This is a genomic window from Rathayibacter sp. AY1E6 (assembly GCF_002931115.1).
Classification (GTDB): Bacteria; Actinomycetota; Actinomycetes; order Actinomycetales; family Microbacteriaceae; genus Rathayibacter.
Genome location: NZ_PSVK01000034.1, coordinates 1 through 14,891 on the forward strand (window position 1 = coordinate 1; position 14,891 = coordinate 14,891).

Sequence of the window (14,891 nt, forward strand, 5' to 3'; positions counted from 1 at the left end):
CCCTACCCCGCACCCCCACTCCGCCCCTAGGTTGGGGGGACCCGCATCGCCGACCGCGCACCACAGAGTTCCGATGGAGGAACGCCATGGCCACGACATCCGTGCTCCGCAGGATCGCGATCGCGCTGGTCGCGGTCGTCGCAGTGGGAGTGGCGGGTGCCGCGCCGGCGTCCGCCCTCGACAGGCCCGTCTCCGGATACCTGAAGGACAGCGGGCTCACGCCCGAGAAGATCCGCGACTTCCTCGGCGGACCCCTCATCTCGCCCTCGACGCAGGTGGGCTACGGCGGAGCGGTCTCGAGCGTCGACGCGAACGCGAGCCGCGTGGGCATGGAGGTGCTGAAGCGCGGCGGCAACGCAGCTGACGCCGCGGTCGCCACGGCCGCGGCCCTCGGCGTGAGCGAGCCGTACAGCGCCGGCATCGGCGGAGGCGGGTACTTCGTCTACTTCGACAAGGCCTCCGGCGAGGTCAGCACCATCGACGGACGCGAGACAGCGCCGGCCGGCATCACCTCGGACGCGTTCCTCGACCCCGCGACCGGAGCCCCGTACCCGTTCACCCCGGACCTCGTCTCCTCCGGCGTCGCGGTCGGCGTGCCCGGCACGGTGGCGACCTGGGACACCGCGGTCGACCGCTTCGGCACCCTGCCGCTCCCCGTCGTGCTGGCGCCCTCGATCGCGCTCGCGGCGAAGGGCTTCCGGGTGGACGAGACCTTCCGCAACCAGACGCTCGACAACCTCGAGCGGTTCCAGGCGTTCCCCGACACGGCCGAACTCTTCCTCCCCGGTGGGGACGCGCCGAAGGTGGGCAGCACCTTCCGCAACCTCGACCTCGCGAAGACGCTGACCTCCATCGCCGTCCACGGGACGGACGCGTTCTACGAGGGCGCGCTGGCCGCCGAGATCGCCGACACGGTCCAGAACCCGCGGATCGCCGAGGGGTCGGACCTCCCCGCCCCGGCCGGCACGATGACCGCTGCCGACCTCGCTGCGTACTCGGTCGCCGAGCAGGCGCCGACCCGCGTCTCCTACCGAGGACTCGACGTCTACGGGATGGCGCCCTCCTCCTCCGGCGGGATCGCGGTCGGCGAGGCCCTCAACATCCTCGAGAACCACGACCTCGCGGCCGAGGACACGGGCAGCGCCCTGCACCTCTACCTCGAGGCGTCCGCCCGCGCCTTCGCCGACCGCGGCGCCTACGTCGGCGACCCGGCCTTCGTCGACGTGCCCACCGAGACGCTCCTCAGCCAGGAGTTCGCGGACTCGCGGGACTGCACGATCGACCCGGCGACCGCCTCCGTCCGCCCGGTCGCGCCCGGCGCTCTCGACGGCTCCGGATGCGCGACCGCCCCCGCCGCGGAGGAGTCGGACACCGAGAACATCTCCACCACCCACCTCTCGGTCGTCGACAAGTGGGGCAACGCCGCCTCCTACACGCTCACGATCGAGCAGACCGGCGGCTCGGCGATGACCGTCCCCGGCCGCGGCTTCCTCCTCAACAACGAGATGACCGACTTCTCCCCCACCTTCGTCGACGGGGACCCGAACCGGATCGAGCCGGGCAAGCGCCCGCGCTCGTCGATGTCGCCGACGATCGTGCTCGACGGCGGGGACGTGCGGTTCGTCGTCGGCTCGCCGGGCGGATCCACGATCATCACGACTGTCCTGCAGACCCTGGTCAACCGCATCGACCTCGGCATGACGCTCCCCGAGGCGGTGGCAGCGCCCCGCGCCTCCCAGCGCAACGGCGCGACGACCTCGGCCGAGCCCGAGTTCATCGAGGCGTACGCCGACGACCTCGCTCCCTTCGGCCAGCAGCTGGTCCCCTCGGGCGACACCTTCACCTCGGCCGCGCAGATCGGCGCGGTGGCCGCCATCGAGGTCGACCCCTCCGGCCGGATGACCGCGGTCGCCGAACCGGTGCGGCGCGGCGGCGGCGTCGGGCTGGTGGTCCGGCCCGAGAAGTGACGCCCCGGAGCCTCCGCGGCCCGCTGAGAGGAACAGTCGCCCGGCCGCTCCTCTCGCCCGGGAGCGGTCCTCCGCGGGAAGGGGGCGTCTGCGACACTGGGGAGATGTCGTCGTCGCGCCCGCTGCGCACCCTCCGGGGTGTCGTCGCGGCGACGGTGGCGACGCTCGTCGCGCTGTTCTCGCACGTGGCCGGCGGCGGCCAGATCCCGGGTCCGCTCGGTGTCGCGATGCCGCTCGTCCTGTCGGTCCTGGTGTGCGTGGCGCTCGCCGGGCGCAGGCTCTCCCTGGTCCGCCTGGCGGTCTCGGTCGGAGTCAGCCAGTTCCTGTTCCACACGCTCTTCACGATCGGGACCTTCGCGGGGCCGGTCGATGCGCCGACCCTGCACGCCCACCACGGTGCCGTGATCGACGTCAGCGCGGCGATGACGCACAGCGGGATGACCGGCTCCTCGATGTGGGCGGCGCACCTCGTCGCCGCCGTCGCGACGACCGCGGCGCTCCACCGCGGCGAGTCCCTCCTCGTCAGGGTCGCCGCGACGACGAGCCACCTCGTGACCCGCCTGGTGCGGGTGCTGCCGACTCCGGTGGCCGCTCCTCGACCCGCGCGACGCTCCTCCTTCGAGCTGCGCGACGTGCTCCCCCTCGCCTCGGGCGTCTTCCCCCAGGCGGCGCTGCGGCGCGGCCCCCCTCTGCAGCCCGCCTCCTGATCATCGACGCGAGCCGCGGCGAGGACCTCCCCGGAGGTCCCCGCGGCGTCTGACCGACCCGTCTCCTCCCTGGACCCTCGCGAACGGCGCGCCCCTCACCGGGACGGCGGAGGCCGACGAGCCCGACTTCGAGGCGACGACGGCCATCGGCTTCCCGGTGATCCCGGAGTTCTCGCACATGAGGCGCGCCCGCTCGGAGAACACCGCCGAGCGCTTCCACCGCCGGGCCTACAACTACGACGACACCCCGACGGGCGAGGACATCTCGAACTCCGGGCTGATCTTCGCGGCGTACCAGGCCGACGTCACCGCGCAGTTCGTGCCGATCCAGAAGCGACTGGACGAGCTGGACCTGCTCAACGAGTGGACGACGCCGATCGGCTCCGCCGTCTTCGCGATCCCGCCGGGCTGCGTCGAGGGCGGCTACATCGGCGACACCCTCCTCTGACCCTCACCGGCACCCGCCACAGCACCGAAGGACCAGAAGCATGACCACCACCGCCACGAGACCCCGCGACTCCGCCGACACCCCGCCCCCACCGCGCAGAAGCAGCGCAGGCTGGCTCGGACAGCTGCTGCTCCGCCTGCACTTCTCCGCCGCCCTGTTCGTCGGGCCGTTCATCCTCGTCGCCGCGACCAGCGGAGCGCTCTACGCACTCACCCCGCAGCTCGAGCAGGTCGTCTACGCGCAGGAGCTGCACGCCCCCGAAGCGGACACCTACCTGCCCCTGGCCGACCAGATCGACGCCGCCGACGCGTACACCGGAGGCGGGCAGAGCATCGTCGCCGTCCGCCCCGCGCCGAACCCCGGCGACACCACCCGGGTGATGTACGCGGACCCGTCGCTCGGCGCCAGCGAGACCCGCGCGGTCTTCATCGACCCGGCCACCGCCGACGTCCGCGGCGACCTCACCGCCTACGGCACCAGCGGCGCCCTGCCGTTGCGGACCTGGGTCAGCGACCTGCACCGGACGCTGCACCTCGGGGACGTGGGCCGCTCCTACAGCGAGCTCGCCGCCTCCTGGCTGGGGGTCGTCGCCCTCGCCGGCCTGGGCCTCTGGATCATCCGCCTCCGCCGCGCCCGCGTGAAGAGGGACCTGCTGCGCCCCGCGCCGAGGACCACCGGCTACAAGCGCCTGTTCTCCTGGCACGCCTCCACCGGCGTCTGGCTGCTCGTCGGCGCCCTGTTCCTCTCGACCACCGGCATCACCTGGTCGCTCTACGGAGGCGGGAACTTCGAGACCCTCCGCTCCGCTGTCGGCTGGACCACACCCTCGCTGGGGACGACGCTCGGCGACCGGACCGGCGAGGTGGCCGACGAGCACGCCGGACACGCCGGACACGGCGCGGCCACCGGCGACGCCGTCGCGTCGACGGCGGGCTACTCGCCGGCCGCCTACGACTCGGTGCTCTCGGTCGCCCGCGAGGTCAACGTGAACACGGGACTGGTCGAGATCCGGCCGCCCGCGGCGGAGGGCTCGGCCTGGGTCGTGCAGGAGATCCAGCGCAGCTTCCCGACCGAGGTCGACGGCGTCGCGATCGACGGGAGCACGATGCAGGTCGTCGACCGGGTCGACTTCGCCGACTTCGGCCTCGTCGCCAAGCTCTCCCGCTGGGGCATCGACACGCACATGGGCTCGATGTTCGGGCTGCCCAACCAGCTGCTGCTGTTCGTCACCGCGGCCGGCATCGCCACGATGGTCGTGCTCGGGTACCTGATGTGGTGGAAGCGCCGCCCCACCCGCGGCCCCCGACGGCTCGTCGGCACCCCGCCGGCCCGGGGAGCTCTCCGGCGCGCGCCGTGGTGGGGAGTCGCGTCCGTCCTGGTCGTCGCCACCGCGCTCGGGCTGTTCCTCCCGCTCCTGGGTGCGAGCCTCGCGGCCTTCGTGATCGTCGACACGCTGCTGGGGCTCCGACCCGCGCACCGCTGAGCGCGCGGGCGTCGGCCCGGTGAGGTCCACCGGGCGGGCGTCACAGCCCCTTCGGGAAGCCGAGTGAGCGCAGCGCGGGGTCGAGGCTCTCCCACTGCTGACGCCGCTCCGCGTCCCGGTCGGCGTCGCTCCCCCGGAGCCCGACCGACTTCGCGGCGTACACGGCGGCGTGCGAGCAGTGATCGACCATGTGCGCGACTGCTGCGGCCTGCCCGGCCGCCCGCGCGGCAGCGGTGGCGGCCCGCTCGCCCGCCTGCGTCGCGGCGCGGGCTGCGGCGTGCGCCGTGAAGGCCACCGTGCGGCACTCGGTCATCGGAGCCTCACCCCGCCCCCAGGCGAGGAGGACGTCGAGCGCGCGCCGGGGCCGGGCATTGTCCGGGTCCCGCTCCTCGAACGCGGGGAGGGCGCGCTCCGCGCACTCCGCCGCCCACCGCGCGAGCGCCCGGTGGACCTCCGGCTCCGGATCCGCCCAGGCCGGCTCCTCCGCTCCGCCCACGGGTCTTCCTCCGATTCCGGAGCTCAGCTGGCTCTTCCCAGATGAGGGTGTAGGTCGGCCGGGAGCGTCGGTCCGCAGATAGACGTCGAGGTCTCCCGACGACGGAGGTTCCTACGCCATCCGTCCGAAAGACCTCGATGTGACCGACGCTACCCCGCCGGCCGGCTTCGGCCGCCCTGACCTGACCGCCTTCGCGTCTCATCCCAGTCGACCCTGATCGAGTCTGCTGACCCCCTCGACGAGAACGCAGCGACATCACAGCCACCCAACCCCGACCGTCCGGGAAGCCGGGACACGTCACATGACCTGTGCTGCGGGCGTGTCGAGTGGGTCGTCCAGGGGCGACGCAGGAGCGTCGGCGCGACGTGCTGAGAGGTGGTTCCAGTCGAGCGCTAGGACACCGGCTACAGGCATGGCGATAGGTCAGGAACGGCGTCGCTCCCTGCGCAGGAGGGAGCGCAGAGTCTCGGCATTCGCGTAGCCGACCCGTAGCGCGATCTCGGCGGAGGTGAAGTCCGTGGTTGCTGAGAGGTGCCGAGCTCGTTCGATGCGAAGCCGTTGGACGAAGCCGAGCGGAGTGAGGTTGAGCGCCGCACGGACTCGTCGTTCGAGGGTGCGCCGGCTGGTGCCGAGCGACTGCGCGACGAAGGCGACGTTGAACGGTTCGTCCAGGCGGGCGCGCACGAAGCGTTCGAACTCGACGACGATCGGGTCCTCGTGCCGGAGATGTTCGTAGGCGACGAAGGCCGCCTGAGACGGACGCTCGTCGATGATGAGGAGCTTGGCGACATGTTGGGCCAGGTCGGGGCTGATCGATCGCACGAGTGAGAGCGCGAGGTCGATGTGGGCGAACGCGGCGCCGGCGGTGACGAGGTTCCCGTCGACCACGACCATGGTGTCGAGATCGAGGGCGACGGTCGGATAGCGCTTCAGGAACTCCGGCCCCAGGAACCAGCTGGTCGTCGCCCTCCGATGATGCATCCGTCCGGTCTCGGCGACAGCGAACACGCCGGTGCACGCCGCGGCGATCCGGGTGGTCGCCTCGTCGAGGCGCCCGAGCGAGGCGATGACCGAACGAGCATCTCGGCTCTGGAGGACGTCGTTGGTAGCGGCGGCCGTAAGGGTTCCAAGCGCAGGGACGACGACCACGTCGAACTCTCCGGACTCCGACAGCGGGTGGTCCACCGACAGGGTCATCGATGCCGTCGTGGTCACTCGCCGTTTCGGTCCGAGGATGGCGAGTTCGATCGGGTCGATCCGCGGGTCGACATCGCCGCGGGCTCCGTCGGCCACCCGCACGATGTCGATGATCGACGCGATAGCCGAACCGAAGCAGCCGTCGATCGCGATCAGTCCGATACGCATGACGTAAACAATAGCAATACTGCCGTATACGCCACTCCCCACCGGCCCTCGCTCGTCATACGCTGAACTCGTCCCACGAAGAACCCCGACGTCAAGGAGAGTCCCTCATGTCCACACCCGCATCACTTCCGTACGCCTTCGTCGCCAAGATCGTCGCGGCCGATGGACAGCACGACGCGGTCGCCGATCTGCTCGCCGGCGCTGTCGCACTCGCCAACGAAGAAGTAGGAACGATTGTCTGGTTCGCGGTCAGGACCCACGCCGACACCTTCTGGATCTTCGATGCATTCCCCGACGAAGCCGCTCGCGACGCCCACGCCAACGGCGCCATCGTCGCAGCCCTGATGGCCAACCAGCACCTCCTCGGCGCAGCACCCGAGATCCTGGCGGCCGACGTCCTCGCGTCCAAGCTCCCGTAGTCCGCCAACGCACGAGACGATCGCGCCCCGCCGAGCCGTCGCCAGGTCGCGACGCAACGCCACGCTGCGTTGCCGAGCGGTGCGAGACCTATCGGCACACGGACAGGATGCCGGCCGCGAGCGCTCAGCCGGCGAGGGGTCCGTCGCAGAGGAGAGCGACGTCGGTGTCGGGCAGAGCCGTGAGGCCAGCGCATCGCGCGACCACCAGAACGGTTCGCCGGAGCCGCCTGTCGGAATCGAACGGACGACCTCATCACGTCGGCTTTGCGTCTATCGCTTGATGCGCCCACTGGGCGAACGAGCCGCTGACCTGCGCAAACGCCGAGCGTGGAGGACGCCGCCATCCGGTGGTGACCGACGACGACCGACCAGTACCGACCGTTTCACCGGAGCTTGCGGCGGCGTCGAAGCCGAGCAAGCTCCATTCTTTCAACTCACCGCGCCCTCCTCCTCGCCGGCCCCGTCGTCGGCGAAGACGTTTCAGGGGTCTTCTCAGATGACGGTGTAGGTCGGCCGGGCGCGTCGGTCCGCAGAGAGACGTCGAGGTCTCCCGACGACGGAGGTTTCTACGCCATCCATCCGAAAGACCTCGACGTGTCCGACGCTACCCCGCCGGCCGGCTTCGGCCGCCCTGACCTGACCGCCTTCGCTCGACTCGACGGCCTCGGTCTGCACACCGGCGCGGACCTGCTCACCGACAAGCAGAGCGACAGGCTACGCGCGCTGTTCGTTGATGACGCTCACGTCGAGGTCGAGGCGACCTGGGGTGTCTACCAGCGCATGATCGCCGCCTATCGCCACGAGGAAGGGCAACGTGGCCGCGAGCTCATGGAGAAGCTGATCACCGACCTCAGCGCCGGCGTCCCCAAGGTGCTCACCGAGCTCACCACCCTGGGCCGGACCCTGAAGAAGCGAGCCGCTGAGGTGCTCGCCTACTTCGAACGACCCGGCACCAGCAACGGGCCGACCGAGGCGCTCAACGGACGGCTCGAACACCTGCGCGGCTCCGCACTCGGGTTCCGCAACCTGACCAACTACATCGCCCGAAGCCTGCTCGAGACCGGCGGCTTCAGACCCCAACTCCTACACCCCCGATGGGGATGAGCCGCTCAGCTCCGGCGCGGCCGCCCCGTGAAGTGCTTCACCCCGTAGACCAGGAGGAGCAGGATGCCGCTCAGCTGCAGGGCGAGCGAGAAGCCGGAGGCGAATTCACCGGCCGGCCACACCAGCCTCAGCACCAGCGCGACGAACATCGCTGTGACCCCGACGACGAACAGGACTCGATTCCGCATCCGTCGAGTCGACCATCCGCACGCGGGCCCTGGCCAACCGCCAGTGCTCAGCTCAGGCGCTCGGTCAGGTGGACGGTGACGACGTCGCCGAGGTCCTTGCCGATCGTCTTCCGCAGCTTCGCGCTGATCGACAGCATGTGACCGCCGGCGCCGGTCGGCAGCAGGCTCGCCGTCACCGGCTCGCCGTCGACGGTGGCGACCACCTTCACCGACCTCCCTGTGCCGAGCAGCTCGACGGAGCCGGGCACCTCGACGCACGACCAGAGGTCGCCCTTGACGGTGACGCCGATCGGAGCGGTGAAGGCGAGGTCCAGGGGGCCGGCGCTCATGCGCTCTCCTCCGCGGACGCCGCGCTCTCGCCGGAGGAGCCCTGCCCGCTGTACCGGTCGAGGATCTCGTCGTACATCGCGGCGTCGAGCAGACCATCGGACAGGGCCCGGCAGACCTCCTCGAACTCCCCCGGGTCGAGGGTCGTCCAGTCGAAGCCGTCGCTCGGCGATCCGGACCGGTAGCGCCAGCGGCCGAGCTCGTCGACGGCCTGCTCCCGCGTCAGCTCCCCCGCGGCGAAGCGCTGCGCGATCCCGTACGGTGTCGCGCCGGAGAAGCCGGAGCGCACGTGCGGCAGCGCGGCGGCGGTCTCGATCCCGTCGGACACCTCGTCGATCGACATGCGGACCCCTCCCGTCCGAGGGTCCACCGACCCTCCCGTCGACCCTACGACGAGACGTCGCATCCCGGTCGGGCCGGGCGACGAGCACTGCCCTCGACTTGCGGCTACCGTTCCTCCATGACCGGACGCGCCGCTACGTCCCGGCACGAGTTCCGCGTCGACTCGCGCACGCTCGTCGCCCACGACTTCCTCGGCACTCGAGCCCCCCGCGCTGTCGTCGTCTGGTGCGGAGGGACACCGCACACCGGCGCACTCCTCGCTCCCCACGTCGACGCCGCTGCGGCGCGCGGCATCCGGCTCGTCTCCGTCGCCCGTCCCGGCTTCGGCGGCTCGATGCGCACTCCCGGACGGAGCATCGCGGACGCGGCCGCCGATGTGCTCCGCGTCGCCGACCTGCTCGGGATCGAGCGCTTCGTGGTGACGGGCTACTCCGGCGGCGGCCCGCACGCACTGGCCGCCGGGGCTCTCGGAGGTGATCGCGTCCGGGGCGTCGCGACGTTCGGCAGCCCGGCGCCCTTCAGTGACGACGGAGCGTGGTTCGACGGCATGCAGGATCCGGGCGCTCTCCGCAGCGCGCGCGACGGCCGGGCTGCGCGCGAGGAGTGGGAGGAGACGGCCCGCTTCGATCCGGAGCAGTTCACCGGTGACGACTACTCGGCCCTCGACGGCCCGCTGACGGCGCTCGGCGCAGAGGCCGGACGCGCCTCGGAGCTCGAACAGGGCGGGAGCGTCGACGACGACCTCGCTCTCGTCATGCCCTGGGGAGTCGACCTCTCGCGCCTGGCGGCGCCGGTCCTCCTCCTCCACGGCGCCGCGGACAGGGTGGTCCCGGTCGCGCACGCGGAGCGGATCCGCCGCCTCCACCCGGCCGCGGAGCTCACGATCCGGCCCGGTCGAGGCCACATCGGCGTCCTGCTCGACTGGCCGGACGTCCTCGACCGCCTCCTCGCGGACGGGTTCCCCGGGGACCGCTCCGGCAGCGGAGGCTGAGCGTCTCATCGCGGCCGGCAGCGGATCCGACGCGGAAGGTGGGCCTGGAAGGGCCACGCTTCGGGAGGGCTCCCTCCGCGAGGATCACGGCATGGCCCCCCACACGGATCCCCGCCGATGACTCTGCAGGACCTCGCCGACGAGCTCGCCCAGGCTCTCGACCGCCCGGTGACGATCGAGGACGCCTCGAGCCGGGTGCTGGCCGCGACGCGCGCGCGCGAGGAGGCGCCTCACGACGGCGTGTTCCCCGTCCAGGATCCGCGGGGCCGGCTCGCGACCCTCCTCCTCCCCCGGGAGCGGCCCGCGCCGCTCACTCCGGCCGAGTACTCGCTCATCGACGCGGCCGTCGGAGCGATCCGCCGCCTCCTCGGCCCCTCGACGCGGGCGGGCGGCAGCTCCCGGCGCGCGGACGTCCTCGCGGCGCTCCTGTCGGGCGACGGCGGCACCCGGCGCGCCTCCTTCGCCGAGGCGGTCGAGCGCCGCTGGCTGCGCCGGGACGCCCAGACCGTGGTCCGCGCGGTGCGGCTGACCGGCCCGACCGGCTCCCTGCAGCGGACGGCGCTGGCGCGGCGGATCGACGCGAGCGCCGCCTCCGGCCTGACGTTCCTCGGCGACCAGGAGGGCGTGCTGTTCTTCGTGAGCGTGGAGGCGCCCGAGGCCGCCGCGGAGGCGGACGACGTCCTGCGGGCCGAGGCGCGTTGCCGCGGCACGGCCGTCGACGCGATCGGCTCGGCCCGCTTCGACGTCCGCGACGACGACCTCCTGCCGACCGCCGAGCGGGCCGCCCTCGCCGCGACCATCGTCGGCTCCCTGCCCGACGGCCGTGGCCGGGCCGACATCGCCGAGCTGGGGGCCTGGGTGCTCCTCGCCTCGATCGGGGCGGACAGCTCGCAGCTCGCCATGCTCTCGCCGGCCGCGGCGACGCTGCTCGAGCGGGGCGACGAGGTGCAGCGGCGGACCGTGGAGGCCTACCTCGACGTGCGCGGCAGCGTGCGGGAGGCGTGCGGGCTCCTCCACATCCACCGCACCACGCTCTACTACCGCCTCGACAACCTGCCCGAGGCGGTCCGGGAGGCGCTCGACGACGGCCTCGCCCGCAGCACGCTGCACCTCTGCCTCAAGCTGATGAAGTTCCGCGACGGGCTCGAGCGGCGGCGGGCCTCGTGACCGTGGCCGGGGACCTCCCGCAGGTCCGCCTCTACGGGCGGCGCGAGAGCCGCGACGCGTGGGAGATCCGCGACCTCCTCTCGCGCAGCGTCGTCTCGTTCTCGTGGACGCCGATCGACACGGACGAGCAGTGCCTCGCCGTCGCGGGGCATCCGCTCGCCACCGCGTCGCTCCCCCTCGTGGTGTTCCCGGACGGCAGCCGCGCCTCCGATCCGACGCTCGCCGAGGTCGCGGCCCGGCTCGGCTGGGTGGGCTCGCCGCGGCTCGCGGAGTACGACCTCTCCATCTACGGAGCCGGCCCGGCCGGGCTCTCGGCCGCCGTGTACGCCGCCTCGGAGGGGCTGAAGGTCGTGGTCCTCGAGCGCTCGGCCATCGGCGGGCAGGCCGGCTCGAGCAGCCTGATCGAGAACTACCTCGGCTTCCCGCACGGGATCGCGGGAGCCGATCTGGCCGAGCGGGCGCGGCAGCAGGCCGTCTCGTTCGGCGCCGAGCTGCTGCGGATGCGCGAGGGGATCCGCGGGCGCTTCGCCGACGACCGGATCCACGCGCTGCTCGCCGACGGGACGACCGTCGTCGCCCGCACCAACATCTGCGCCACGGGCATCCAGTGGCGCCGGCTCGGCCTCGAGCGCGAGGACGAGCTGCTCGGCGTCGGCCTCTACTACGGTGCCGGCACGAGCGAGGCGCCGCTCTGCGAGGGCGAGGACGTCGTGGTCGTCGGAGGCGGCAACTCGGCCGGGCAGGCCGTGATGAACCTCTCGGCGCACGCGCGGCACGTGACCATGCTGGTCCGCGGCCCGGATCTGGCCGACAGCCTCTCCTCCTACCTCGCGGAGCGCGTCGTCCGGCAGCCGAACGTGACGATCCTGCTCGACTCCCGCGTCACCCGCCTGCACGGCGCCGACGCCCTCGAGTCGATCGAGGTCGAGAACTCGGCGACCGGCGCGCACGGGGCGCTGGCCACCTCCCACCTCTTCGTCTGCATCGGCGGCGAGCCGGACACGACGTGGGCGGCGGAGACCGCGATCGTCCGCGACTCCGGCGGCTACCTCGTGACGGGACCGGACCTCGCCGGCGAGCACGCCGTTTCCGACTGGCCGCTCGAGCGGGCGCCGTTCTACCTCGAGACCAGCGTCCCCGGCTCCTTCGCCGCGGGGGACGTGCGCCGCAGCTCGGTCAAGCGCGTCGCCTCCGCCGTCGGCGAGGGCGCGATGGCCGTCACCTTCGCCCACCGCCACCTGCAGGAGACCTCGTGAGCCGCCGACTGCCGACGGTGCGCCACGGCGTCGGCTTCTGGATCGTCGCCGCGACCTTCCTGCTCGTGATGGCGTACTCGACGGTGCCGACTCCGCTCTACCCGCTCTACCAGCAGCTCGACGGCTTCCCACCGTTCGTGATCACCGTCGTCTTCGCCGCCTACGCGGTCGGAGTGATCGTGAGCCTGTACCTCGCCGGTCACGTCAGCGACTGGCTCGGCCGCCGCCGAGTGCTGCTGATCGCGGTGCTCGTCTCGGCGGTCTCGGCCGTGCTCTTCTCGCTGACGACGGAGGTGCCGGGGCTGATCGTCGCCCGCTTCGTCAACGGCGTCAGCATCGGGATGCTCACCGCCACGGCGACCGCCCACCTCGGCGAGCTGCGTGCCCGCGCCCGGCCCGACGAGAACACGATCGTCGCCGCGTCGATCTCGGGCGCGGTGAACCTCGGCGGACTCTCGCTGGGCCCGCTGCTCGGAGGGGTCTTCGCCGAGTTCCTGCCCGATCCGCTCCTCCTGCCGCACCAGGTGTTCCTGGTCGCGCTGCTCGTGGCGGGCCTGGCGCTGCTCCTCGTGCCCGAGACGGTCGACGTGCCGGAGACGGCGCCCGCCTACCGGCCGCAGCGGCTCTCGGTGCCGGCGGATACGCGCCGGGCGTTCCTGCTCGCGGCGTTCGGAGCGTTCTCGGCCTTCTCCGTCCTCGGCCTCTTCACCTCGCTCGCACCGACGTTCCTGGTGCAGACCTTCCAGGTGCGCGACCACCTGCTGGCCGGCGCGACGTCCTTCGCCGTGTTCGCCTCCGCGGCCCTCGGCCAGCTGCTGCTCGTGAAGGTGGGGATGCGCCTGCAGCTCTCGATCGCGGTGGCGGGCTGCGCGGTCGGGCTGACGGCGGTCGCGGCCGGAGCGATCGCTCCGCAGCTGGGAGTGTTCCTCGCCGGGGCCGTCGTCTCGGGCTTCGGGGTGGGGCTGCTCTTCAAGGGCTCGATCGGCACGGCGGTCGCCCTCGCGGATCCCGCCCGCCGGGGCGAGACCCTGGCGGTGGTGTTCCTGGTCGCGTACACGGGGCTCGCGGTGCCCGCGCTGGCGGCGGGAGCGGCGCTCGACCTCGTCACCGCGACGACGGTGCTGACGGTGTTCGCGGCGCTCGTGCTGGCGGCGACCGCGACGGCCGGCGTGCTGCTGCGCGCCCGCAGCGCGGCGGCCGGGCGATGAGCGGCGGAGCGGGGCGGCGCTGCGGCGTGCGGGCCGGCGGCCGTCCGGGTGCCGGCCGCGTGCACCCCGGACGGCCGCCCGCCGCATCAGAAGTCCTCGCGCCGCTCCTGCTCGGCCTCGGCGGCCGGCTCGAGCGCGGCGAGATCCCCGAGCGCGAGGCGCAGCTGGCGCAGCAGCCACTCCTCGGTCAGCGCACCCGCGTCGAGCGCGTCCAGCCGGCGGAGGCGCTCGGCGGCCGACCCGGTGAGGTCGGCGGGCGTCCCGGCGCTCATGCGCCGTACCCCGCTCCGCGGAGCAGGCGGCGCAGGTCGACGAGCTGCTGCTCGTCCACGTCCTTGCGGTGCGGCCGGTGGAGGGTCTCGGTCGTCGAGCCGACCGTCACCGAGAAGGCGCCGTCGTGCTTCTCGTGGACGGTGCCGACGGCCTCGAGCAGCGTCAGCACGTCCGCCCAGAGGACGTTGTGGCTCGGCGAGTCCTCGAGCAGCCGCTCGAGGGTGTCTCGCTGGTTCGAGTGGAGGTGGCGGGTGTCTGTCATGAACGGCCCTTCGGTGTCTGCGCACGCGCCCCGGTGGCGGTGCTCGGCGTCGCGTCCGACGGTAGGCGCGCGGGTGGAGCCGGTGCGCGAGTCGGATGACTCGAAGAGCGGACGCCGCGGGGCGGCCCCGCGAGAGGTGCGGTTCCCGCGAGAGGTGCGGCCGTGAATCCGGAGCCGGGCGACCGCCTCGACGAGGAGGAGCATCCCCGCACGCCCGCGCTGCCCGAGGCCGCCGTCTCCGCCGCGTCGCTCCCCGACCGGCCGGCCGCGTTCCTCAACGCCCTGCTGACCGAGCACTTCGTGCTGGAGTCGGCGCGCGGCATCACCGTGACGGAGTCGAGCAGCCGCGCCTCGCTCTACCTGACGATGCTCTCCAGCTCGCTCGTGGCCTTCGGCTTCCTCGCCCCGACCCGGTATGCGATGGGGTTCCTCGCGGTGATCATCCCGGTCGTCGTGCTGCTGGGGGTGTTCACCTACGAGCGGCTGGTGCAGACCTCGATGGAGGACATCGCCGCGCTGACGGCCATCCAGCGCATCCGCCGCTACTACGGGACCCTGCTGCCGGGCGCGGGTGCCTACTTCGCGGTGCCGCGCGGCCGCCACGCGCCGAACGAGCTGCTCGAGATCGGCCGGCGGCAGAGCTGGCGGGGCATCTTCTTCACGATGTCCTCGGCGATCGCGGTGGTCAACTCGATCGTGGCGGGCGCCGGAGTCGCGCTCGCGCTGACGCAGAGCGGCGCGGACGAGGTCCCCGCGATCGCGTGCGGGATGGCGGCCGCGGTCGTTCTCGCGGTGCTGCACGGGGTGTACCAGTTCCACCGCTACCGGCAGATGCGGCTGCGGATCGCCGAGGCGGAAGCGCTGGACGGGGTCGAGAGGGGGTGACGG

At 72.6% G+C, this 14,891-nt stretch carries 16 protein-coding genes and 2 pseudogenes; 11 read left to right on the forward strand and 7 right to left on the reverse strand.

Annotated features, from left to right (window positions below; genetic code table 11):
• Nucleotides 1-86: 86 nt before the first annotated feature.
• The 4 genes and pseudogenes from ggt (at nucleotide 87) to C5C46_RS16110 (ending at nucleotide 4,605) form a co-directional block, all read left to right on the forward strand.
• Entirely contained in the window at nucleotides 87-1,967 is a 1,881-nt protein-coding gene (gene ggt / locus C5C46_RS16095) for a gamma-glutamyltransferase (RefSeq protein ID WP_104227431.1), read from the forward strand.
• 104 nt (nucleotides 1,968-2,071) lie between these two features.
• A complete protein-coding gene (locus C5C46_RS16100) occupies nucleotides 2,072-2,674 on the forward strand; it encodes a hypothetical protein (protein ID WP_104227432.1) in 603 nt (200 codons plus the stop codon).
• A 76-nt stretch (nucleotides 2,675-2,750) separates the two neighbouring features.
• Nucleotides 2,751-3,122: pseudogene (locus C5C46_RS16105) on the forward strand (Dyp-type peroxidase); the annotation flags it as partial.
• A 40-nt stretch (nucleotides 3,123-3,162) separates the two neighbouring features.
• Nucleotides 3,163-4,605, forward strand: coding sequence for a PepSY domain-containing protein (locus tag C5C46_RS16110; protein WP_104227433.1), 1,443 nt, complete (start codon nucleotides 3,163-3,165; stop codon nucleotides 4,603-4,605).
• Nucleotides 4,606-4,645: 40 nt separating this feature from the next.
• Here the strand turns inward: C5C46_RS16110 and C5C46_RS16115 are convergent, their stop codons facing one another.
• Together C5C46_RS16115 and C5C46_RS16120 are read right to left on the reverse strand one after the other, a co-directional pair.
• Nucleotides 4,646-5,101 (reverse strand): putative immunity protein, encoded by a 456-nt coding sequence (locus C5C46_RS16115; RefSeq protein ID WP_104227434.1) that lies wholly within the window; start codon nucleotides 5,099-5,101, stop codon nucleotides 4,646-4,648.
• 423 nt (nucleotides 5,102-5,524) lie between these two features.
• Complete coding sequence (locus tag C5C46_RS16120; protein ID WP_053548963.1) at nucleotides 5,525-6,466, reverse strand: GlxA family transcriptional regulator; 942 nt, start codon at nucleotides 6,464-6,466, stop codon at nucleotides 5,525-5,527.
• Between the two features lie 107 nt (nucleotides 6,467-6,573).
• Between C5C46_RS16120 and C5C46_RS16125 the strand changes: the two genes are divergently transcribed.
• Nucleotides 6,574-6,885, forward strand: a complete 312-nt coding sequence (locus tag C5C46_RS16125) for a putative quinol monooxygenase (RefSeq protein ID WP_033107114.1) — start codon at nucleotides 6,574-6,576, stop codon at nucleotides 6,883-6,885.
• Nucleotides 6,886-7,554: 669 nt separating this feature from the next.
• A pseudogene (locus tag C5C46_RS16135) lies at nucleotides 7,555-7,989 on the forward strand (transposase); the annotation flags it as partial.
• Nucleotides 7,990-7,994: 5 nt separating this feature from the next.
• Here C5C46_RS16135 and C5C46_RS16140 read toward each other — a convergent pair.
• Genes C5C46_RS16140 through C5C46_RS16150 form a run of 3 tightly spaced genes read right to left on the reverse strand, consistent with a single transcriptional unit; the run spans nucleotide 7,995 to nucleotide 8,847 of the window.
• Complete coding sequence (locus C5C46_RS16140; RefSeq protein WP_104224784.1) at nucleotides 7,995-8,177, reverse strand: hypothetical protein; 183 nt, start codon at nucleotides 8,175-8,177, stop codon at nucleotides 7,995-7,997.
• Nucleotides 8,178-8,224: 47 nt separating this feature from the next.
• The gene (locus tag C5C46_RS16145) at nucleotides 8,225-8,506 is read right to left on the reverse strand and encodes a DUF1905 domain-containing protein (protein WP_104227435.1); all 282 of its coding nucleotides are present in this window, start codon (nucleotides 8,504-8,506) and stop codon (nucleotides 8,225-8,227) included.
• The gene (locus C5C46_RS16150; protein WP_104227436.1) at nucleotides 8,503-8,847 is read right to left on the reverse strand and encodes a hypothetical protein; all 345 of its coding nucleotides are present in this window, start codon (nucleotides 8,845-8,847) and stop codon (nucleotides 8,503-8,505) included. Before C5C46_RS16150 ends, C5C46_RS16145 begins: the two co-directional genes overlap by 4 nt.
• A 117-nt stretch (nucleotides 8,848-8,964) precedes the next feature.
• On the opposite strand from C5C46_RS16150, the gene C5C46_RS16155 reads away from it, so the two are divergent.
• The 4 genes from C5C46_RS16155 to C5C46_RS16170 all read left to right on the forward strand — a co-directional run bounded on the left by C5C46_RS16155 (nucleotide 8,965) and on the right by C5C46_RS16170 (nucleotide 13,468).
• Complete coding sequence (locus tag C5C46_RS16155) at nucleotides 8,965-9,837, forward strand: alpha/beta fold hydrolase (protein WP_104227437.1); 873 nt, start codon at nucleotides 8,965-8,967, stop codon at nucleotides 9,835-9,837.
• A 117-nt stretch (nucleotides 9,838-9,954) separates the two neighbouring features.
• Nucleotides 9,955-11,004: a helix-turn-helix domain-containing protein gene (locus tag C5C46_RS16160; protein ID WP_104227438.1), complete on the forward strand. Its 1,050-nt coding sequence runs from the start codon at nucleotides 9,955-9,957 to the stop codon at nucleotides 11,002-11,004.
• Nucleotides 11,001-12,260: an NAD(P)/FAD-dependent oxidoreductase gene (locus tag C5C46_RS16165; protein WP_181136546.1), complete on the forward strand. Its 1,260-nt coding sequence runs from the start codon at nucleotides 11,001-11,003 to the stop codon at nucleotides 12,258-12,260. Before C5C46_RS16160 ends, C5C46_RS16165 begins: the two co-directional genes overlap by 4 nt.
• Nucleotides 12,257-13,468, forward strand: coding sequence for an MFS transporter (locus C5C46_RS16170; RefSeq protein WP_258059553.1), 1,212 nt, complete (start codon nucleotides 12,257-12,259; stop codon nucleotides 13,466-13,468). Before C5C46_RS16165 ends, C5C46_RS16170 begins: the two co-directional genes overlap by 4 nt.
• Before the next feature lie 86 nt (nucleotides 13,469-13,554).
• Here the strand turns inward: C5C46_RS16170 and C5C46_RS16175 are convergent, their stop codons facing one another.
• Both C5C46_RS16175 and C5C46_RS16700 read right to left on the reverse strand, forming a co-directional pair.
• Entirely contained in the window at nucleotides 13,555-13,740 is a 186-nt protein-coding gene (locus C5C46_RS16175; RefSeq protein ID WP_104224778.1) for a hypothetical protein, read from the reverse strand.
• A complete protein-coding gene (locus C5C46_RS16700) occupies nucleotides 13,737-14,003 on the reverse strand; it encodes a hypothetical protein (protein WP_104234134.1) in 267 nt (88 codons plus the stop codon). The genes C5C46_RS16175 and C5C46_RS16700 overlap by 4 nt, the downstream gene beginning before the upstream one ends.
• 162 nt (nucleotides 14,004-14,165) lie before the next feature.
• On the opposite strand from C5C46_RS16700, the gene C5C46_RS16185 reads away from it, so the two are divergent.
• Nucleotides 14,166-14,888, forward strand: a complete 723-nt coding sequence (locus C5C46_RS16185; RefSeq protein ID WP_104227440.1) for a hypothetical protein — start codon at nucleotides 14,166-14,168, stop codon at nucleotides 14,886-14,888.
• Nucleotides 14,889-14,891: the final 3 nt, after the last annotated feature.

Coding starts and splice junctions, on each gene's coding strand:
- C5C46_RS16175 (WP_104224778.1), bottom strand. CDS start 13,740: ATGAGCGCCGGGACGCCCGCCGACCTCACCGGGTCGGCCGCCGAGCGC.
- C5C46_RS16160 (WP_104227438.1), top strand. CDS start 9,955: ATGACTCTGCAGGACCTCGCCGACGAGCTCGCCCAGGCTCTCGACCGC.
- C5C46_RS16140 (WP_104224784.1), bottom strand. CDS start 8,177: ATGCGGAATCGAGTCCTGTTCGTCGTCGGGGTCACAGCGATGTTCGTC.
- C5C46_RS16110 (WP_104227433.1), top strand. CDS start 3,163: ATGACCACCACCGCCACGAGACCCCGCGACTCCGCCGACACCCCGCCC.
- C5C46_RS16150 (WP_104227436.1), bottom strand. CDS start 8,847: ATGTCGATCGACGAGGTGTCCGACGGGATCGAGACCGCCGCCGCGCTG.
- C5C46_RS16155 (WP_104227437.1), top strand. CDS start 8,965: ATGACCGGACGCGCCGCTACGTCCCGGCACGAGTTCCGCGTCGACTCG.
- ggt (WP_104227431.1), top strand. CDS start 87: ATGGCCACGACATCCGTGCTCCGCAGGATCGCGATCGCGCTGGTCGCG.
- C5C46_RS16100 (WP_104227432.1), top strand. CDS start 2,072: ATGTCGTCGTCGCGCCCGCTGCGCACCCTCCGGGGTGTCGTCGCGGCG.
- C5C46_RS16125 (WP_033107114.1), top strand. CDS start 6,574: ATGTCCACACCCGCATCACTTCCGTACGCCTTCGTCGCCAAGATCGTC.
- C5C46_RS16145 (WP_104227435.1), bottom strand. CDS start 8,506: ATGAGCGCCGGCCCCCTGGACCTCGCCTTCACCGCTCCGATCGGCGTC.
- C5C46_RS16120 (WP_053548963.1), bottom strand. CDS start 6,466: ATGCGTATCGGACTGATCGCGATCGACGGCTGCTTCGGTTCGGCTATC.
- C5C46_RS16700 (WP_104234134.1), bottom strand. CDS start 14,003: ATGACAGACACCCGCCACCTCCACTCGAACCAGCGAGACACCCTCGAG.